This is a genomic window from [Micrococcus luteus] ATCC 49442 (assembly GCF_010367585.1).
Taxonomy (GTDB): Bacteria; Actinomycetota; Actinomycetes; order Actinomycetales; family Micrococcaceae; genus Arthrobacter; species Arthrobacter luteus_A.
This window is the reverse complement of the sequence record NZ_JAAAXP010000001.1, coordinates 2550104-2570054: the sequence shown is the minus strand read 5'-3', so window position 1 is coordinate 2570054 and position 19951 is coordinate 2550104. Positions and strand designations below refer to the sequence as shown.

At 65.9% G+C, this 19951-nt stretch carries 15 protein-coding genes; 5 read left to right on the top strand and 10 right to left on the bottom strand.

Annotated elements, in window-relative coordinates:
* Position 1: 1 nt before the first annotated feature.
* Genes GUV69_RS11590 through GUV69_RS11575 form a run of 4 tightly spaced genes read right to left on the bottom strand, consistent with a single transcriptional unit; the run spans position 2 to position 4076 of the window.
* Entirely contained in the window at positions 2-997 is a 996-nt protein-coding gene (locus tag GUV69_RS11590) for a sugar phosphate isomerase/epimerase family protein (RefSeq protein WP_164202480.1), read from the bottom strand.
* Position 998: 1 nt separating this feature from the next.
* The gene (locus GUV69_RS11585) at positions 999-2198 is read right to left on the bottom strand and encodes a Gfo/Idh/MocA family protein (RefSeq protein WP_164202478.1); all 1200 of its coding nucleotides are present in this window, start codon (positions 2196-2198) and stop codon (positions 999-1001) included.
* 10 nt (positions 2199-2208) lie between these two features.
* Positions 2209-3330, bottom strand: a complete 1122-nt coding sequence (locus tag GUV69_RS11580) for a Gfo/Idh/MocA family protein (RefSeq protein ID WP_164202476.1) — start codon at positions 3328-3330, stop codon at positions 2209-2211.
* Positions 3327-4076, bottom strand: a complete 750-nt coding sequence (locus GUV69_RS11575) for a sugar phosphate isomerase/epimerase family protein (protein ID WP_164202474.1) — start codon at positions 4074-4076, stop codon at positions 3327-3329. The genes GUV69_RS11580 and GUV69_RS11575 overlap by 4 nt, the downstream gene beginning before the upstream one ends.
* A gap of 161 nt (positions 4077-4237) precedes the next feature.
* On the opposite strand from GUV69_RS11575, the gene GUV69_RS11570 reads away from it, so the two are divergent.
* Positions 4238-5446, top strand: a complete 1209-nt coding sequence (locus GUV69_RS11570; protein ID WP_164202471.1) for an ROK family transcriptional regulator — start codon at positions 4238-4240, stop codon at positions 5444-5446.
* Between the two features lie 43 nt (positions 5447-5489).
* Here GUV69_RS11570 and GUV69_RS11565 read toward each other — a convergent pair whose 3' ends face one another.
* On the bottom strand, positions 5490-6446 hold the full coding sequence (locus GUV69_RS11565) for a D-2-hydroxyacid dehydrogenase family protein (RefSeq protein WP_164202469.1): 957 nt from the start codon (positions 6444-6446) through the stop codon (positions 5490-5492).
* A gap of 167 nt (positions 6447-6613) precedes the next feature.
* Between GUV69_RS11565 and GUV69_RS11560 the strand changes: the two genes are divergently transcribed.
* The gene (locus tag GUV69_RS11560) at positions 6614-7810 is read left to right on the top strand and encodes an MFS transporter (protein ID WP_244292701.1); all 1197 of its coding nucleotides are present in this window, start codon (positions 6614-6616) and stop codon (positions 7808-7810) included.
* Positions 7811-8036: 226 nt separating this feature from the next.
* Here the strand turns inward: GUV69_RS11560 and aceB are convergent, their stop codons facing one another.
* Both aceB and aceA read right to left on the bottom strand, forming a co-directional pair.
* Entirely contained in the window at positions 8037-9689 is a 1653-nt protein-coding gene (aceB, locus tag GUV69_RS11555; RefSeq protein ID WP_164202465.1) for a malate synthase A, read from the bottom strand.
* 220 nt (positions 9690-9909) lie between these two features.
* Entirely contained in the window at positions 9910-11226 is a 1317-nt protein-coding gene (gene aceA, locus GUV69_RS11550; protein ID WP_164202464.1) for an isocitrate lyase, read from the bottom strand.
* 149 nt (positions 11227-11375) lie between these two features.
* On the opposite strand from aceA, the gene GUV69_RS11545 reads away from it, so the two are divergent.
* Positions 11376-12890, top strand: coding sequence for an XRE family transcriptional regulator (locus GUV69_RS11545; protein WP_164202462.1), 1515 nt, complete (start codon positions 11376-11378; stop codon positions 12888-12890).
* A 130-nt stretch (positions 12891-13020) separates the two neighbouring features.
* Here the strand turns inward: GUV69_RS11545 and GUV69_RS11540 are convergent, their stop codons facing one another.
* Genes GUV69_RS11540 through GUV69_RS11530 form a run of 3 tightly spaced genes read right to left on the bottom strand, consistent with a single transcriptional unit; the run spans position 13021 to position 16156 of the window.
* Positions 13021-14034, bottom strand: a complete 1014-nt coding sequence (locus tag GUV69_RS11540) for a TAXI family TRAP transporter solute-binding subunit (protein ID WP_164202460.1) — start codon at positions 14032-14034, stop codon at positions 13021-13023.
* A complete protein-coding gene (locus GUV69_RS11535; RefSeq protein ID WP_164202458.1) occupies positions 14031-15491 on the bottom strand; it encodes a sensor histidine kinase in 1461 nt (486 codons plus the stop codon). The genes GUV69_RS11540 and GUV69_RS11535 overlap by 4 nt, the downstream gene beginning before the upstream one ends.
* Positions 15488-16156, bottom strand: coding sequence for a response regulator transcription factor (locus GUV69_RS11530; RefSeq protein WP_164202456.1), 669 nt, complete (start codon positions 16154-16156; stop codon positions 15488-15490). The genes GUV69_RS11535 and GUV69_RS11530 overlap by 4 nt, the downstream gene beginning before the upstream one ends.
* Positions 16157-16414: 258 nt before the next feature.
* Here GUV69_RS11530 and GUV69_RS11525 point away from each other — a divergent pair, with 258 nt between their 5' ends.
* Positions 16415-17800 carry an MFS transporter gene (locus GUV69_RS11525; RefSeq protein WP_164202454.1) on the top strand — a complete coding sequence of 462 codons (1386 nt, stop codon included), beginning with the start codon at positions 16415-16417 and terminating at the stop codon, positions 17798-17800.
* 274 nt (positions 17801-18074) lie between these two features.
* Positions 18075-19823: a pyruvate dehydrogenase gene (locus GUV69_RS11520; RefSeq protein WP_164202452.1), complete on the top strand. Its 1749-nt coding sequence runs from the start codon at positions 18075-18077 to the stop codon at positions 19821-19823.
* Positions 19824-19951 lie beyond the last annotated feature (128 nt).

Here is a 19951-nt window from a genome sequence, read left to right as displayed (position 1 = left end):
GCTACTGCTTGAACGCCGCGTCGAAGGACGTGTTCGAGGGCGGGAAGTCGAACTTTTTGAGTGCGGCGAGAGCCTCGGGGGCGCCGTGGAGGCGGTCCATGCCGGCGTCCTCCCATTCCACCGAGATGGGGCCGTCATAGCCGATCGCGGTCAGCGCGCGGAAGGACGATTCCCAGGGGACGTCGCCCCGTCCGGCGGAGACAAAGTCCCAGCCGCGGCGCGGGTCGCCCCAGGGCAGGTGTGAGCCCATGACGGTGTTGCGGCCGGTGGGGCGGAGCTTGGTGTCCTTGCAGTCCACGTGGTAGATCCGGTCCTTGAAGTCCCAGATGAAGGAGACAGGGTCGATGCCCTGCCACATGAAATGGGACGGGTCCCAGTTGAGCCCGAACGCCGGACGGTGCCCGATCGCTTCGAGGGTGCGGACGGTGGTCCAGTAGTCGTAGGCGATTTCACTTGGGTGCACTTCGTGGGCGAAGCGGACCCCGCATTCGTCGAAGACGTCCAGGATGGGGTTCCAGCGGTCGGCGAAATCCTGGTAGCCGGCATCGATCACCTTCTCCGGGACGGGCGGGAACATGGCCACGTACTGCCAGATGGAGGATCCGGTGAACCCGACGACGGTGTCCACGCCGAGGGCTTTGGCGAGCCGGGCGGTGTGCTTCATTTCCTCGGCGGCGCGGGTGCGCACGCCTTCGGGATCGCCGTTGCCCCAGACTTTTGCCCCGACGATGGCTTCGTGGCGGAAGTCGATGGGGTCATCGCACACGGCCTGGCCCTTGAGGTGGTTGGAGATAGCCCAGACCTTGAGGTTGTACTTGTCCAGGATGGCGAGTTTGCCTTCGACGTAGCCGGGTTCGTCCCAGCGCCAGGCGTCCAGGTGGTCGCCGGACACGGCGATTTCGAGGCCGTCGTAGCCCCAGCCGGAGGCGAGCCTGGCGACTTCCTCGAACGGAAGGTCGGCCCACTGGCCGGTGAACAGGGTGTACGGGCGGGGCATGTCAGGCTCCTTCAATGGCGCGGACGGGGGCGGTACTGAGTTGAACGATGGCGGACTTGGCGTTGGCGGATTCTTCGATGGCCGTCAGCACCCGCTGCACGGCCAGGCCTTCTTCGAACGACGGCGACGGCGGGCTTCCGCTGTCGACAGCCGCGAGGAAGTCCCTGATTTCGTGGGTAAAGGTGTGTTCCCAGCCGATCACATGGCCCTGCGGCCACCAGGCAGCCATGTACGGGTGTTCCGGTTCGTTGACGAGGATGCGCCGGAAACCCTGTTCGCGGACCGGGAGCGTGGCGTCCTGGAAGCCGAGTTCGTTGATGGTTTCCAGGTCAAACAGGAGGGAGCCCTTGTCCCCGTAGATTTCGACTTTCAGGCTGTTCTTCTGGCCGGTTGCCACGCGGGAGACCTCTACTGAGGCGATTGCTCCGGAGTCCAGGGTCAGCGTGGCCCAGGCGGCGTCGTCGACCGTTACCTGCTCCGGTCCGTCCGCCCCGGGGCGGGCGGAAACGAAAGTGTGCAGCCGGCCCGAGACCTCGGTGACGGTGCCGCCGAGCAGGAACATGACCTGGTCGATCGCGTGGGACGCGATGTCTCCCAGCGCACCCGAACCTGCGGTTTCCTTGCGCAGGCGCCAGGTCATGGGAGACCCGGCGTCGGCGAGCCAGTCCTGCAGGTACGCGGCGCGCACGTGCCGGATGGTGCCAAGCCTGCCTTCGGCGATCAGCTCCCGGGCAAGCGCCAGGGCCGGCACGCGCCGGTAATTGAAACCGATCATGGACTGGACGCCTTTGCTGCGGGCGGCGGCCGCTGCGGCGGTCATGGCTTCGGCCTCCGCAAGGGTGTTCGCGAGCGGCTTCTCAACCAGGACGTGCTTGCCGGCCTCGAGTGCCGCGATGGCGATCTCGGCGTGCATCCAGCCCGGGGCACAGATGTCCACGATGTCGATGTCCCCGCGGTCCAGGACGGACCGCCAGTCCGTCGCGGTCTCTGCCCAGCCGTACTTCGCGGCGGCTTCCGCCACTCCGGCAGCGTCGCGGCCCACGAGGACCTTCTGCTCGAAGGCCGGGACGTCGAAATAGGACGCCACGTTGCGCCACGCGTTGGAGTGGGCCTTGCCCATAAACGCGTAGCCGATCATCGCGACGCCGAGCGTTTTCCTGCCTTGCGAGGGGCCCTGGGGGGATGGATTCTGTGCGGTCATGGTGCGGCCCCTAAAGCGTGGCGGTTTCGGGCGCCCAGTCCTCGGGGAGGGCGGGAGACGCTGGTGCGGAGCTTTCGACGTTGACAAATGTGCCGGAGTCAACGGACTCAGAGATTGAGACCATGGCATCGAGCACGTGATAGGCCAGGTCCCCGGTGGCGCGGTGGGGCACACCGGCGCGGAGGGACCGGGCCATGTCCAGCACGCCCATGCCGCGGCCGTTGGCCGGGCCGGTTGCGGGAATCGTGGTCCACTCCTCATCCTCTGCCCGCCAAAGCCGGACGTCGCCGTCGAAATAGTTCGGATCGGGCAGGGAAAGGGTGGCCTCCGTGCCGGTGATCTCCACGAAACCCATCCTGATGCGTGGCGATTCGAAGGAGAAAACGCTGTGCGAGGATGCCCCGTTCTCGAACTGCGCCATGGCGCTGACATGGGTGGGAACGTCTACCCTGAACTCCTCGCCGGCTTTGGGGCCCGAACCGATGATGCGTGTCGCTTTGGCGGCGGAGCCGACGGCGGCCACCTTACGGATGGCGCCGAACGTCTGAATGAGGGTGGTGAGGTAGTAGGGGCCCATGTCGAAGAGCGGGCCGGCGCCGGGCTGGAAAAGGAACGCCGGGTTGGGGTGCCAGGACTCCGGACCGGGTGTTTGGAATGTGGTCATTGCCGTCAGGGGGACGCCGATGTCGCCGCGCCGGATCACGCGCAGGGCGGTCTGCAGGCCTGCGCCGAGGAAAGTGTCCGGCGCGCAGCCCAGGCGGATTCCGGCGGCGTCGGCGGTCTTGAGAAGGCCCAGCCCGGATTCCCTGTTCAGGGAGAAGGGCTTCTCGGTCCAGACGTGCTTCCCGGCGTTGACCGCGGCGGTGGCCACCTCCACGTGGGCAGCAGGGATGGTGAGGTTAACGATGATTTCGACGTCGGGGTGGCTCAGCGCTTTGACCACACCGCCCCACTCCGGGATGCCGTACTCCTTGGCGCGGGCTTCGGCGGCCTCCTCGAAGAGATCCGCTATGACAAGGACCTTGAGGTCCGGGAAGACTGTCAGGTTGTCCAGGTACTGCTTGCTGATGTTTCCGGCCCCGATGACCCCGACGCCTACCGGGCCACGGCCTGCGGCAGCTTCGCGGTTCATGCGTTTGGCCCTTCGGTTGTGTTCGCACTCAGGTAGGCGAGGCTCTCGGCGATGCCTTCGAAGATATCGCCCGCGTAGTCGTCAAACTCCACAACGCCTGCTTCGACGGATGTGGCCGCCGCAATGACGTCCAGTACGGCTACTTTTCCCTTGCCTGCCGGCAGTTGCGCCTTGGTGTCCGTGGTCAGCGGACCGTCCTTGATGTGGATGAACTTAACTCTGCCGCCCAGCCGCTCCAGCACGGCGACGGGGTCGTGTCCGCCCACAGCGACCCAGTACGTGTCCACTTCAAGGACAACGTCCGGATCCAACCGGTCCGCGAAGTACTCCAGCGCGGTGCGGCCCTCCACTGTGGACTCCAGCTCCCACTGGTGGTTGTGGTACCCCACGCGGATGCCGTACTCCGCGCCTTTTCTTGCGGCTTCGTTGAGTTTCCCCGCGGTGGCCTGGATGTCCTCGGCCCGCTGCCAGGACCCGGCCGGGATGAAGGGGTCGATGACGGTGGAGATGCCCAGCTGCTTGGCCGCCGCGAAGATCCGGTCCTGGTCCTGGCTGAGCAGCGGGGCGTGCCCGGACGGGGCGGTCAGCCCGTTTTCCTTCAGTGCCTCCCCGAGTGCTTCAGCCGTGTCCACGAAGTTGTAGGGCTCCACCTGCGTGAAGCCGACGTCGGCGACCCTGCGGATGGTGCCCGGAAGATCCGCCTCCAATGCGTCGCGGAGGGTGTAGAGCTGGAGGGAATACTTCATTGGGTCTCCTGTGAGCAGACGAATCCACGGTGACTGGTTGCCAAGTGTGGCCTTCACTAAAACTAGGAGCACTTATGTCGAGCGTCAAGCAAAAGTTGAATGCCGACTGACATCCTTTGTTCGGTATGGCAGACAGAAGCATGGTGTGTTATTCATGAACCATGATCCCCGCCCCCGCAACCGAGATTGCTTCCCCGGACCAACCGGGCTTTCCCCGAGCCGGCGATGTCTTCCAGCTCCTGCGGGACGGCAGGGCACGCACCCGTTCGGAGATGGCCCTGACCACCGGGTTGGCACGTTCAACCGTGACGGCCCGCATCGATGCCCTCATCGCATCCGGCCTTGTGGGCCCAGCGGGAGAAGCGAACTCCAGCGGCGGCAGGCCGCCGTCGCGCTTTGCGTTCAACCCTGCAGCACGCGTAGTTCTGGCGGTGGACGTCGGTGCCACGCACGTTATCGTGGCAGTCACCGATCTCAGTGGCAATGTCCTGACGGAGCGGCGGCTGACCCAGGACGTAGCCGCCGGTCCGGACACCGTGCTGGGCAGGGTGGTCAAGGAAGGCATGGTCCTGCTCCAGAATGCGGGAAGGGGCACTCGCGAGCTGGCCGGCGTCGGGATCGGCCTGCCGGGTCCCGTGGAGCATGCTACCGGGCGGCCGGTCAAGCCCCCGATCATGCCTGGTTGGGACGGCTTCGACGTGGTCCGCTATGTGCAGGGCTCGCTGCCGGTGCCGGTGCTGGTGGACAACGACGTAAACATCATGGCGCTGGGGGAGCGGACGTCGCACTGGCCCGACCATTGGGATTTCGTGTTCATCAAGGTTGCCACTGGCGTCGGCTCGGGGATCATCAGCAGCGGCGAACTGCAACGCGGCGCCAACGGGACTGCGGGCGACGTCGGCCACGTGCGCGTTCCGCGGGGCGACGACGTGCTCTGCCGGTGCGGGAACTACGGCTGCCTGGAAGCGCTCGCATCAGGGCCGGCGCTCGCCGCTGAATTGACGCGGCATGGTGTCCCCGCTCGCAAGGGCAGCGATGTGCTGCGGCTAGTGAGTGAGGGCAACGTGAAGGCCATCCACGCCCTGCGCCAGGCGGGTCGCGATGTGGGCGACGTGCTGGCCACCGTGGTAAACCTGCTTAACCCGTCCGTCATCGTGATCGGCGGAAGCTTGGGGCAGGCTGGCGAACACCTGATGGCCGGCGTCCGCGAGGTGGTGTACCGGCGGTCGTTGCCGTTGGCCACCAGCCACCTGCGCATAGCCCTGTCGTTGGCCGGGGACCAGGCGGCGATCCTTGGGGCAAGCCAGCTGGTCACGCAGTACGTGCTGTCGCCGGCTGCCATTGAGGCAACCATCCAGGCGGCCGGCTAGGACTAGCCTTCGGCGCGCCGCCAGCAAATCACCTGCCAGCAAATCACCCGGCAGCGATCACCCGCACCGGCGACCCCTCAAGCCAGGCTTTGACGTCTTCGAACGCCCCGCCGTAGAACTGCCGGTAGCTTTCTTCCGTGACGTAGCCAAGATGCGGGGAGAGCACTGTGTTGGGAGTGCTGAGGAGCGGGTGGGCCGGGGGGATCGGTTCGGTATCGAACACGTCCAGGGCCGCCCCCCGGATCCAGCCCTCGTTCAGGGCGCGCACCAGTGCGTCCTGCTCCACAAGGGGGCCGCGGGCAGTGTTTACCAGCAGGCCCTCGGGACCAAGTTGCCGCAGCTCCCGTTCTCCCACGATCCCCTCCGAACGGGGAGACAGCCGCAAATGCAGCGTGACGACGTCGGAATTCCTGAAAAGGTCCTCTTTGCTGACCCTCTGTACTCCAGCCTCGGCGGCGTCCTCATCGGTCAGGTTCTGGCTCCAGGCCAGCACGTCCATCCCGAATGCCTGCCCGTATCCGGCAATCCGGCGTCCAATTTTGCCCAGGCCCACAACGCCGAGGGTTTTGCCGGACAGCTCCACCCCCACGGTGGTCTGCCAGGTGCCGGCACGCAGCGAATTTTCCTCGGCCGGGAGGTGCCGGGCCAGCGCCAGCAGCAGCCCCCACGTCAGTTCCGGGGCTGCGGTGGGCGAGCCGGGAGTGCCGCAGACAGTGATGCCGAATTCTTCTGCGGCGGCCACGTCGATTACGGCGTTGGCCATGCCCGTGGTCACCAGCAGCTTGAGCCCGGGAAGCCGCTCCAGCACGGAGCGCGGGAACGGCGTCCGCTCCCGCATCGCCACCACTATCTGGACGTCGGCAAGTGCCGCAGCCAGGGCATCCTCCGACTGGAACGGCTCCCGGAAGACGGACGTGGAAACCCCCTTCAGCGAGGCCCAGTCCGCGAAGCCATGCGCCACGTCCTGGTAATCGTCGAGGATGGCAAGCCGATGCTGCATGTCTTTTCCTTTGTCCAACGGTTCGCGGGCACATACCGAACCCGTGCGGGGCGGCGTGGGTTTATCGTATGCCAGGGCTGCACGCCGCCGGCTGGTGGTGTCCTGATCATCACGGCGTGATAGCAATATCGGGTGATCAAATCATTTTTAACCCGCCAAGGTATCTCGTGAGCGGACGCTTCCTCGCGAAGGTTCCGCAGTCATGGGTCCTGCTGGCATGCATCGGACTGCTGGCGCTCAACCTGCGTGGCCCCTTCGTCGCGGTGGCCCCCGTGGTGGACCTGATCCAGGCGGATCTCGGATTCTCCCCGGTGATGCTGGGCCTGCTGACCAGTATCCCGGTGTTGTGTTTCGCCGTCGCCGCCCCGCTGGCGTCCCTGTCCACCCGGAAGTTCGGTGCCGAGTTCGCCGTATCCCTCACCATCCTCGGTGTGCTGGCGGGCGTTATCGTCCGGTCTGCGGGCGGCCCGGGGCCGGTCGTGGCAGGCACTGTCATCATCGGCCTGGCAATCACCGTAGGTAACATCGCGGTGCCCTTGATCATCCGCCGCGACTTCTCCCCGTGGCGGCAGGGCACAGCCATGGGCGTTTACACCGCAGCCCTCAACATCGGATCCTTTGCCACGTCCGTGGCCACGGCGCCGCTGGCAGAAGTGGCCGGCTGGCGTGTGGCGCTCGCGTCCGTCGGTGTCCTGGCGGTGGTGGCCATTGTTGTCTGGACGTTCGCAGTGGGTCCCCACACCGCGTTTGTGCCCTCCGGCGTTGTGTCCAATGGCGGGCAGGAGCACGCTGCCGTCAGCGGTTCCGGCTGGATCACCGCCGGCCTGACCTTCGGTTTCGCCGGCCAGGCCTTTTCCTACTATGCCGTCACGGCGTGGCTGCCCAGCTACCTCAACGACGAGCTGGATATGTCCGCGGCGGCGGCCGGGGCGGGTTCGTCGCTGTTCCAGATCTTCGCCATCGTCGGAGGGCTCGGCGTCCCGTTCGCTGCCAAATACTTCAGTACGACGACGACGGCAGTCGCCTTGGGCGTCCTCTGGACGGCCGTTCCGGCCGGGCTGCTGCTGGCACCGGAGCTGTGGTGGCTGTGGTCGGTGTCCGGCGGCATCTCCCAGGGCGGCGGGATCACCATCATCTTCATCGCCATCATCAAGCTGGCCAAGGACCAGGTCTCCGCCGGCAAAATGTCCGCCACGGTGCAGGGCATCGGTTACTGCTTCGCCGCTGTGGCTCCGCCCCTTGTCGGTTTCGTGCACGACACAGCGGACTCCTGGACCCCGGCGTTGCTCGTTATCCTGGCCTCCACGCTCGTCTTTTTCGTCAGCACAACCCTCTCCGTGCGGCTGGTGCCGAAGGGGCGCTGACGCGTCCCGCACCCCCGGACGCTCTCTCACTTAATGTGGCTTAACCGCCGACGCTCTCTCACTTTTTTGAAGAAAGTGAGAGAGCGTCGGCGGTTTTCCTGCATTAAGTGAGAGAGCGTCCCGGGGGGCGCCCAAGGGGTGTTCCGTCGCCGGGCCGGCGCCCCGGATCTCGGGGGTGCCTGTTGCGAAGGGCGTGCCTGCCCGGCGGACGGAAATCTGTGCGTCTCTACGCTGCGGCGAGCTCCTCCTGGGTTGCCTTTTCCCGTGCCTCGGTGAGGTAGCGGGCGTAGGCGGGGAGGGTCAGGAAGGACGGGAAGTCCTGGCTGAGGGTGACTTCTTCGAAGATGTCGCGGGCGTCTTCGAAGCGGTCGCCGTCGAAGCGTTCCAGGCGGGCGAACTCTTCGTCGAGCAGTGCCTCGATCCAGTGGTGGGTGATGATTTCGCCGTGGTCGGTGATGGCAGAGGCATACATCCACTGCCAGAGCTGGGAGCGGGAGATCTCCGCGGTGGCGGCATCTTCCATGAGGTTGTGGATGGCGACGGCGCCGTTCCCGCGCAGCCAGGACTCGATGTAGCGGATCCCGACCTCGATGTTGTTCCGGATGCCCTGTTCGGTGATGGTGCCTTCGGTGGCGGCCACGTTGATGAGGGCGCGGTCATCGGGGATGACGTCCTCGCGGGTGCGCTGCAGCTGGTTGGGGCGCTCGCCGAGGGTGGCGTCGAACACTTCGCGGCAGACCGGCACGAGGTCCGGGTGGGCCACCCAGGAGCCGTCGAAGCCGTCGTTGGCCTCGCGGGTTTTGTCTGCGCGGACTTTGTCGAAGGCGTTGGTGTTGGCCGCTTCGTCCTTGCGGTTGGGGACGGCGGCGGCCATGCCGCCGATGGCCATGGCGCCGCGCTTGTGGCAGGCGCGGACCAGCTGTTCGGTGTAGGCGCGCATAAAGGGGGCGGTCATGGTTACCTGGGCGCGGTCCGGGAGGACGAACCGGGGGCCGCGGGTGCGGAAGTTCTTGATCAGGGAGAAGATGTAGTCCCAGCGGCCGGCGTTCAGCCCGGCAGCGTGGTCACGCAGTTCGTAGAGGATTTCTTCCATTTCGAAGGCTGCGGTGATGGTCTCGATCAGCACGGTGGCGCGGATGGTGCCCTGCGGGATGCCGAGCAGGTCCTGGGCGAGGATGAAGATGTCGTTCCAGAGCCGGGCTTCGAGGTGGTTCTCGATCTTCGGCAGGTAGAAGTACGGGCCCTTGCCCTGGGCCAGGAGGCGGCGGGCGTTGTGGAAGAAGTACAGGCCGAAGTCCACAATGCCGCCGGCTACCGGGGCGCCGTCGATGATCATGTGCTTCTCGGGCAGGTGCCAGCCGCGGGGGCGGACCACGATGGTGGGCAGTTCGCCGGCGGGACGGAGCTTGTATTCCTTGCCCTCGGGGGAGGTGAAGTCGATCCGGCGTTCCAGCGCATCGGTGAGGTTCAGCTGGCCCTTGATCACGTTGCGCCAGGTGGGGGTGGAGGAGTCTTCCATGTCCGCGAGCCAGACCTTCGCGCCGGAGTTCAGGGCATTGATGGTCATCTTCTGATCCACCGGTCCGGTGATTTCCACCCGGCGGTCCTCCAGGCCCGGCGCCGGGGGAGCGACGCGCCACGACGGGTCGTTGCGAATGTCCTCGGTCTCCCGAAGGAACCGCGGATCCTGGCCCGCGGCGATCTCGGCCCGGCGGGTCCGGCGTGCCTGCAGCAGTTCCTGCCGGCGCTCCGCGGTGGCCCGGTGCAGCTTTGCGACGAACTCCAAAGCATCCGGAGTCAGAACCTCGTTCTGCCGGCAGATAGGCTGCGCGGTCAAAGTGATTCCGTTGATAGTGAAGTTGTCTGTGAAGCTGTTCATTTCTGTCTCCTTAAAGACGAAAGGGAAGTTCGACGGCGGCTGGCGGCACTGCGCTGAGGGAGGCACAAGGCCGAAGGAGCCGGTAACGCGGCAGCCTGCGTAAAAGGGGCCCTGTGCCCGCCCCCGACCGAGTTCTACGAGGTCATGGGGCGGGCATGGGGAATAGCAGGCAGAGCGATGCCGGTCCGAAGGCCGGAGGTGAGCGCCGCCGTCGGGAGTTTTAGTGAAACTGGCCTTCTTCGGTGGATCCCACCAAGGCCAGGGTGGACGCGTTCGGGTTGAGCGCGGTGGCGATGTCGTCGAAGTAGCCGGTGCCGACTTCGCGCTGGTGCTTGGTCGCGGTGTAGCCGCGGGACTCGGAGGCGAATTCCTTTTCCTGGAGCTCGACGTAGGCGCTCATGCCTTCACGGGCGTAACCGTGGGCGAGATCGAACATCGAGTAGTTCAGGGCGTGGAAGCCGGCCAGGGTGATGAACTGGAACGTGAAGCCCATGGCGCCAAGTTCACGCTGGAACTTCGCGATGGTGGCGTCGTCCAGGTGCTTGCGCCAGTTGAACGACGGCGAGCAGTTGTAGGAGAGCATCTGGTCCGGGAAGTCGGCCTTGACGGCTTCGGCGAACTTGCGCGCCAGTTCGAGGTCCGGGGTGCCCGTCTCCATCCAGATGAGGTCGGAGTACGGGGCGTAGGCCTTGGCGCGGGCGATGCAGGGTTCGATGCCGTTGCGGACCTTGTAGAAGCCTTCCGGGGTGCGTTCGCCGGTGACGAATTCCTTGTCGCGGGGATCGACGTCGGAGGTGATCAGGGTGGCTGCCTCGGCGTCGGTACGGGCAATGACCACCGAGGGGGTGCCGGCGACGTCGGCTGCGAGGCGGGCGGCGTTCAGGGTGCGGACGTGCTGCTGGGTGGGGATGAGTACCTTGCCGCCGAGGTGGCCGCACTTCTTTTCCGAGGCGAGCTGGTCCTCCCAGTGCACGCCCGACGCGCCGGCCTGGATCATGGACTTCATGAGCTCGTAAGCGTTCAGCGGGCCGCCGAAGCCGGCCTCGGCGTCGGCAACGATCGGGACCATCCAGTCCTCAACAGTCTGGACGCCTTCGGAGAATTCAATCTGGTCGGCGCGGAGCAGGGCGTTGTTGATGCGGCGGACCACGGTGGGAACCGAGTTGGCCGGGTACAGAGACTGGTCCGGGTAGGTGTGGCCGGAGTTGTTGGCGTCGGCGGCAACCTGCCAGCCGGAAAGGTAGATGGCCCGCAGCCCGGCCTTGACCTGCTGCACGGCTTGGTTGCCGGTCAGGGCGCCCAGGGCGTTGGTGTACTTGCCGGTCTTGTGCTCCTCGGTGAGCTGCTTCCAGAGCTTCTCGGCACCGCGGCGGGCCAGGGTGTGTTCTTCGGAGACACGGCCGCGGAGCTTGACGACGTCGGAAGCCTTGTAATCACGGGTCACACCTTCCCAGCGGGGATTGGCGGCCCACTCAAGCTCCAGTGCGGCGGCCTGCTCTGCGGGCGTCTGCTGGGTGGGCTCAAATGCTGCAGTCATCGTTGATCTCCTTGGTTGAGCTCCGGGATATCGCCGGCCGGGCTGCCTCGTTGCAGATCCGGCCGGCTGTCCCGGTGCGGTGTTTCTTTCCGTGATCACTACTTTTCAGCACTTCCAAACACTTCTCTAGGGGAAAAGTATGGAAAGAAATGCACTTCTTCGCGTATTCTCAAGAAATGTCACCTGGAAGCTGGAATCGCGAAGCCGCACCGCCGCCGTCGTCCGCCATCGCACCGGAACTGGACGTCATCAGCCTGGGCCGCCGCGTGCGGCACTTGCGGAAGCAGGTTGGGTACACGCTCGATGACCTGAGTGCCGCCGTCGGGACTGCGCCGAGCCAGCTGAGCCTGATCGAAAACGGCAAGCGGGAACCCAAACTTTCGCTGCTGCAGGGACTCGCCGCGGCCCTCAACGTGAGCATCGACCAGCTTCTGGGCGCCGAGCCGCCGAGCCGCCGCGCGGCCCTGGAAATCGAGCTGGAACGCTACCAGCGCGGGCCCCTTTACGAGTCGTTGAATCTGCCTAAGATCCGCATCAGCTCGCGGCTTCCGCTTGATGTGCTGGAGGCCCAGGTGGGGCTGCTGCACGAGCTGGAACGCAAGCTCAACGAGCAGGTGGCGACGCCCGAGGAGGCACGCCGCGCGAACGGTGAACTGCGTGCCATGATGCGCGAGCGCGGCAACTATTTTCCGGAGTATGAGGCTGAGGCGCAGAAGGTGCTCGGGCTGGTGGGCTACACCGCCGGACCGCTTAGTCAGCACGTGATCGCCGACATCGCCGAGAAGCTCGGATTCAGCCTCCATCACGTGGGCGATCTGCCGCATTCCACCCGTTCCGTGACAGATTTGAAGAACCGAAGAATTTACCTGACGCAGAGCCAGCGGCAGGATCACGACCCCCGTTCGGTACTGCTCCAGGCCTTGGGCCATTACGTTTTGGGGCATGAGACGCCGCGCAGCTATGGGGATTTCCTGGCTCAGCGCGTTGCCACCAACTACTTCGCGGCGGCGCTGCTGCTGCCCGAACAGGCCACCGTTGACTTCCTGCAAAAGGCGAAGACGGCCAAGGAGATCGCTGTTGAGGACATCCGCGACGCCTTCGCCGTGTCCTACGAAACGGCTGCGCACCGTTTCACCAACCTGGCCACGCAGCACCTCGGGATCACCACCCACTTCCAGAAAACCCACCAGAGCGGCATCATCTACAAGGCCTATGAGAACGACGGCGTGACGTTCCCGATGGACCACACCGGCGCCATTGAGGGCCAACCGTCGTGCAAGTCGTGGACCTCGCGGGCCGTGTTCGATGTGCCGGACAAGTTCAGCGCCTACAGCCAGTACACGGACACACCGTCGGGGACGTTCTGGTGCACGGCCCGTACCGAGCGCTCGGCAACCGGCGAGTTCTCGTTGTCGATCGGCGTTCCGTACCAGCATGTGAAATGGTTCCGCGGCCGGGAAACCACCGCCCGGGAGAAGTCCACCTGCCCGGACCCCAACTGCTGCAAGCGGCCACCCGCGGCGCTGGCCTCTGAATGGGCCGGCAACGCGTGGCCCTCGGCGCGGGCCCACTCGCACCTGCTGGCCGCGATGCCGCCGGGCGCGTTTCCCGGCGTGGACGAAACCGAGGTGTACAGCTTCCTGCAGGCCCACTCCGCCACCTGACCCCGGGACGCTCTCTCACTTAATGCGGGTTTTGCCGGGATGCTCTCTCACTTTCTTCAAGAAAATGAGAGAGCGTCCTTGGTTTTTCCACATTAAGTGAGAGAGCGTCCGGCTTAGCGGTGGAGCCGGCTTAGCCGTGGAGCTCCCGGTACGCGGCGGCCGCGGCGGGGTGGAGCGGCAGGCCCGGGGTGTTGATCAAAGAGTCCGGGCTCAGGAACTGGACACCCAGGCTGGAGCGCGGGACCAGCTCCTCGGCATGGTCCACCAGAATCTCGACGGTCTTTTTCACAGTTTGGGCGTCCGCGTCGCTTCGGCACAGGAGGAGGTTCGCCACGCCCACCGTCCAGACTGCCGGAATGCCCGGGTAGGCGCCCTCCGGGATCAGGACGCGGTCATAGAACAGGCCATGTTTGGCACGCAGCGCGGGCAGCAGCGGGGAGAGGTCCAGGAGCCCCAGCCCGGCGTCGGCGTGGGCCGCCGCGATGGCCGCGGTAGGCACGCCGCCGGACCAGAACAGGGCTTCCACGGACCCGTTCCGCAGGGCGGCGAGCCCGTCGTTGAGGCCAAGGTTCAGGACACTGACGGTCCCGGCGTGTGCGGGGCCAGCGCCCACAGCGGTGGAACTCAGCCCGGCAGCCTCAAGCAGTCGCGGAGTGGTCAGCGACGTTCCGGACCCGGGTTCGCCAACGGCTACCGTCCGTCCTGCCAGCCCCGCTACGTCCCGGATACTGCTGTCGCGCCGGACGACGCAGTGGACATAGTTCTCGTACACCTTCCCGACGGCGGAAATTCCGACGGCGGCTGCCTCACCTGCCGCTGCACGCTGGGCTGCCGAGTCAGAGAGTGCGACGGCTAACGTTGCCCTGCCTGAAAGCAGAAGGTCGAGGTTCTCCAGGCTGCCACCGGTGGTCAGGGCGGTGGCTTGTCCTGCTGCACCGTGGCGTTGCAGGGACTCCGCCAGCAGTCCTGCGAACTCCAGATAAAAGCCCCCCGGTTCGCCGCCGGCCACGGTCACGGTGTCCGGACGGCCCTCGGGTGTGCAGCCGCTTAGAGCCGGCAGCAGGAGTCCGGCCAGCCCGGCGGCGACGCCGGCTTTCAGGGCGGTTCGTCGCGGGAACGCGGTGGATCCGAAGCGGTCATTCATTCGGATCCTTCCGCCCCGGCGTCCCGCTCCGCCGCCAGCGGAAACTCGAGGCGCGCAACCAAACCGTGTGGCGAGGCGTCGGCCAGTTTCAGGCGGCCGCCATTGGCCGCCGCCAATTTGTCCACAATGGTCATGCCCAGGCCGTTGCCGCGGCTGCCACGGTTGCGCGGTGAGCGCCAGAACCGCTTAGTGGCTGCTGCCCGTTCGTCGGCGGAAAGCCCGGGGCCGTCGTCGGACACCTCGATCCACACCGCGCCCGGACGTAAGCGGGCACCGACCGAGATGTGGGCGCCAGGTCCTGCAGCAGGCCGGGCGTATTTTATGGCGTTGTTGATCAGTTCAGCTACCATCTGGGCCAGTTCGGCGGGGTTGCAGGCGATGTGCGCGGCCGGTTCCGGCGGGCTCTGCAACAGGATTGTCGCTCCGTTGCGCCGTGCTGCGGGCTCGGCCCTTTCTGCCTCTTCCTGGAGAATCGGGCAGGGATCGACAGGTGCCTGTGCACCGCCCACAGATGCGCGGGAAGCGTCCGCCGGGCTCCGGGCAGAGTCTGCGCTCGCCCTGTGCTCGGCTGCTGCGAGTTTCAGGACCCCCTCCAGGATGTCTTCCACATGCTCGAGTTCTGCCAGGACTCCCGCTGCCGCATCTTTCTGGCGGGTGGTCTGCAGTTCCAGCTGGAGCAGATCGATTCTGAGCCGCAGGGCGCCCACCGGATTTCGGAGCTCGTGCGACGTGTCCGCGATCAATTGCCGCTGCGATTCCAGGCTGTTGCTGACGGTCCGGGCCATGGCGGTGAAGGAACGGCTCAGTTCCCGGAGCTCCGGAGGTCCGTCTTCTGGAAGCTGACCGGTCCGTCCGGTTGCCTCAAGTTCCGTCACAGCCGAGTTCAGGCGATGGACCGGGCGCAGAACCCAGCGGGTCACCCGGGCAGCGGCCAGGAGAAGCATGGCCGCGAGCGCGGTGGCTGCCAACCCGACGAAAAGCCAGCGTTCCCGCAGTTTCTGCCGGGCTGCGTTCAGGTCCACCTCCAGGACCACTGCGCCCAGCACCTGGCTGGCGCTGCCGAAGGACCGGGACAGCACCTCGGAGTCCGCGCCGAACGGCTGAAGCGGGGTAATGGTGGTGTCGCTGAGGTTCAGGTTTGCCCTGGCCACGGCGTCCCGGACCTCTGCCCGATCCTCACCCAGGCCGCCGGACCGCAGCGTCCCGCCCTGGAGCCGGATCAGGACTCCCTCACCATAGAGTTCGGAGTATCTGTCCATCTCCGTCTGGAGCCCTGCGGACTCGCCGGCCGTTGCGGCGTCGAAGGCCACCTGTGCAAACCGGTTCAGCGCGGTGACCCGCTTGATCTGGAGTTCCTGGGTCAGCTCCCGGCTGACGGACGCCAGGATGGCCGTGGAGCCGAAGATCACCAGCAGGACGGACAGCACGCTCAGTATGCCCAGGACGCGGAGCTTCACGCCGTGTCCGCCTCGATCCGGTAGCCCACGCCGCGGACATTGATGATGAATCCCGGCAACTGGAGCTTGGAACGCAGCCCGGTCAGGTGCACGTCGAGGGCGCGGGAGGAGGCCACGAAAGCGTCTCCCCACAGGGCGTCGAGGATCTGTTCCCTGGTCACCACCGAACCCGCATGACCGGCCAGCAGGGCCAGCAGGTCGAACTCCGTGGCGGTCAGCGGCAACGCCTCGGCGCCACGGGTTGCCACGCGCCGTTCGAGATCGATCTCGAGGTCTCCCAGGACGATGTTCCGCTGCGGCGTGTCGAAGTGGCGGCCCGCGCGGCGGGTGACCGCTTCGATGCGGGCAAGCAGCTCGACCAGCTTTACGGGCTTGACGAGATAGTCGTCCGCTCCGGACCGCAGCCCGAGCACCACGCTGCGTTCGTCGTCGCGCGCTGTCAGGATCAGGATGGGCACCGGGGTGACCTGGCGCAGCTTCCTCAGGACGTCGAGCCCATCCATGTCCGGGAGCCCCAGGTCCAGCAGGATCACACCGAACTTCCGGTGGACCAGGAGGGCATCGGCCCCGCGGGCAACCCTGGTGGGATTGTGGCCCGCGGTCACCACCGCGGCGGCGAGCGCGGAAGCCATGGCGTCGTCGTCCTCGACGATCAGCAATTCCATGGTCCGGTCTCTTCTCCTCAAGCGGGCACCAAGATCTGCCCGCTTTGGAGATTACCCCCAGGCCCCGGCGAAACCTAAGGAAGTGTTAGGAAATGGCCTGCCGCGTAGGTTGTGCCGTGCATCACCCATACCGTGGATGAGGCCCTCGGCGTGTGCGGGGGACCGTCAATGTCGAGGAGGAACCATGGGCAATGTTGCCATGGACAGCAGGAAATCAAGCCAGGAAGCCGCGGCGCCGCAGCTTAGGAAGGTTCAGCGATGAGCACCCAGCAGACCGAAGTGCAGAGCGAGGCAGCCCAGACGCGCAAGGCCGTGGGCAACATCCTCAAGGGTTCCGCGGGCAACCTCGTGGAGTGGTTTGACGTCTACATCTACACGGCGTTTTCGGCGTACTTCGCGTCCCACTTCTTCAGCTCCGCAGACCCCCTGCAGAGCAATCTGGAGGCCATGGCCGTTTTCGCCGTGACCTTCCTGATGCGCCCGATCGGCAGCTGGTTCTTCGGCCGCTACGCGGACAGGAACGGACGCAAGGCGGCACTAACCCTCAGCGTGACCATGATGTCCGCAGGTTCGTTTGCCATTGCCGTGCTTCCCACCAAAGACGTCATCGGGACCTGGGCGCTGATCCTGCTGGTGCTGATCCGTCTGATCCAGGGATTCTCGGTAGGCGGCGAATACGGCACCAGTGCCACCTACATGTCCGAAGCGGCCACGGCCAAGCGCCGCGGCTTCTTCTCGAGCTTCCAGTACGTCACGCTGATCGGCGGACAGATGCTGGCGCTGCTTACCCTGGTGATCCTGGAAAGCACACTCGGCAAGGAAGCGCTGGGTGAATGGGGCTGGCGTATCCCGTTCGCCATCGGCGGCGTCGCAGCCCTTGTGGTCCTGTGGCTCCGGCGCTCCATGGAGGAGACCATCTCCGCAGAGCAGGCCGCGGCCGCCCACGTCCGCGTGGACGGCGAGGCCCAGCCGGGCACCCTGAAGCTCCTCTTCACCAAGCACTGGAAGGCGCTGCTGATCTGCATCGGCGTCACCCTGGGCGGCACCATGGCGTTCTACACGTACACCAACTTCACGCTGTCCTTCATGCAGAACACCAGCGGAATCCCCAAGGAGCAGACCTCGGTCATCAGCTTCTGGGCACTGTTCATCTTTATGCTGCTGCAGCCTGTCTACGGCATTATTTCGGACAAGGTGGGCCGCAAGCCGCTGCTCCTGTGGTTCGGCATCACGGGCGTCCTCTTCACCTGGCCGCTGCTCTCCACCCTGGCCGGCACCAAGGACCCGTTTATGGCATTCCTGCTGATGATGGGCGGCCTGCTGATCGTCGGCGGGTACACGTCCATCAACGCCTTGGTGAAAGCTGAGCTGTTCCCCGCCTCCATCCGTGCCCTCGGCGTCGGACTGGGTTACGCAATCGCCAACTCGCTCTTCGGCGGCACCACGCCGCTGGTGGGTGCCGCCCTCCAGAAGGCCGGGCAGGTTGAGGTGCTGTTCACCTACATCACGGTGGGCATCGGCATCTCGCTTCTGGTCTACATCTTCGCGCTGAAGAACAAGAAGGCCACCCACCTGGACCGCGAGCAGGGCGACGCCTGGAACCGCCCCGCCAAGGATGACGACAAGGATCTCATCAACGCTTAAGGATCCGCGGGGGCGCCTCCGGTGACGGACGACGGCGGGCGCCCCCCGCCGTCGTCCGCCCACCACCCAGCAACGCTCTCTCAGTTAATGCGGGTTTTCCCGGGATGCTCTCTCACTTTCTTGAGGAAAGTAAGAGAGCGTTCCGGGTTTTCCTGCGTTAAGTGAGCGAGCGTTCGGGTGGGGTCCTGACGGGCGTTCAGGCGGCGGGGCTATATTGGCCCTGTCGGCTCATCAACCAGTCAGCCCATCAACCTGATCGCGGGAGTGTGCACTCATGGCCAAGGAACTCGCCACCCAGCTCATCGAACAGCTCCAGGCTGCCGGCGTGCAGCGGATCTACGGGATTGTGGGCGACAGCCTGAACCCGATCGTCGATGCTGTCCGGCAAACCGGCGGCGCCAAGGCTGGCGGAATTGACTGGGTCCATGTCCGGCATGAAGAGGCCGCCGCCTTCGCCGCGGCCGCGGAAGCCCAGCTGACCGGAAAGCTGGCGGTCTGCGCAGGCTCCTGCGGCCCGGGCAACCTCCACCTGATCAACGGCCTGTACGACGCGAACCGGTCCGGGGCCCCCGTGCTGGCCATTGCCTCCCACATCCCCAGCAAGCAGATCGGCAGCAGCTTCTTCCAGGAAACCCACCCGGACCGGCTGTTCAACGAATGCTCGGTCTACTCGGAACTGGTCAGCACGGCCGAGCAGGCACCGCGCGTGATGCACAGCGCCATCCAGCATGCCCTCGGGCTCGGGGGAGTCGCCGTCGTGACGCTCCCCGGTGATATTGCAGGGCTGGAAGCGACGGCCGAAACGCCGTTGCCCGCCACGTTCCGGCGCGCCACGCTCACCCCGGACCCGGCCAGTGTGCGCGAATTGGCGGACGCGATCAACGGCGCCGGGAAGGTGGCCATCTTCGCCGGGGCCGGCGTGGAAGGTGCCCATGACGAACTGATCGCGCTTGCCGAACTGATCAACGCGCCCATTGGCCATTCACTCCGCGGCAAGGACTTCGTCCAGTACAACAACCCGCACGACATCGGGATGACGGGCCTGCTGGGCTACGGCGCCGCCGCCGAGGGGATCGAGGACGCTGACCTGCTGATCCTGCTGGGCACCGACTTCCCCTACGATCAGTTCCTGCCGGAAACCCGCACCGCGCAGGTGGATCGTGCCGCCCACAAGCTGGGCAGGCGGACCGACGTCGACATTGCAGTCCACGGCGACGTGCTGCCCACCCTTGCCGCGCTGATGCCATTGTTGAAGCCCAAGAAGAGCCGCCGGTTCCTGGACCAGATGCTGAAGAAGCACGACCGGCTGATGAACAAATCTGTCCGCGCCTACACCCGCAAGGTGGAGAAGAAGCAGCCTATCCATCCCGAATACGCCGCCTCGCTGCTGGATCAGGTGGCGGCCGAGGATGCCATCTTCACGGCGGACACCGGCATGTGCAACGTCTGGACGGCGCGGTATATCAACCCCCTGGGCACACGCCGGCTGATCGGCTCCTACCTGCACGGCTCCATGGCCAACGCCCTCCCGCACGCCATCGGCGCGCAGTTGGCCTATCCGGAACGCCAGGTGGTCTCCGTATCCGGCGACGGCGGGCTGTCGATGCTGCTGGGCGAACTCATCACCGTGGCCGCCCACAAGCTGCCGGTTAATGTGGTGGTCTTCAACAATTCCACGCTGGGCATGGTCAAGCTCGAAATGCTGGTGGACGGGCTGCCCGATTTCGGCGTGGACGTGCCCGACGCCGATTATGCCGCCGTGGCGCGGGCGCTGGGTTTCCATGCCGTGCGGGTCACGGACCCGGCGCGGATCGAGGGGGCGTACCGCGCAGCCTTCGCCCACCCCGGCCCGTCGCTTGTGGAACTGATCACGGATCCGCAGGCCCTGTCGCTTCCGCCCAAGATCTCCGGCACGCAGGTGCTGGGATTCGCGACCGCCATGTCCAAGGTGGTGCTGAACCGCGGTGCCGGGGAGGCCGTCAGCATGGCCCGGAGCAACCTGCGGAACATTCCGCGGCGCTAGCAAAAGGCCGACCGGGCGTATCACTCCCCGCGCGAGATCAAAAAGAGTGCAAAGCGTGACCCTGCCGGCATCGTCTCGGGCCGCTGTCGCTGTTTGACTGGGAGGAGGCGGACTCCCGCCCTTCGTGC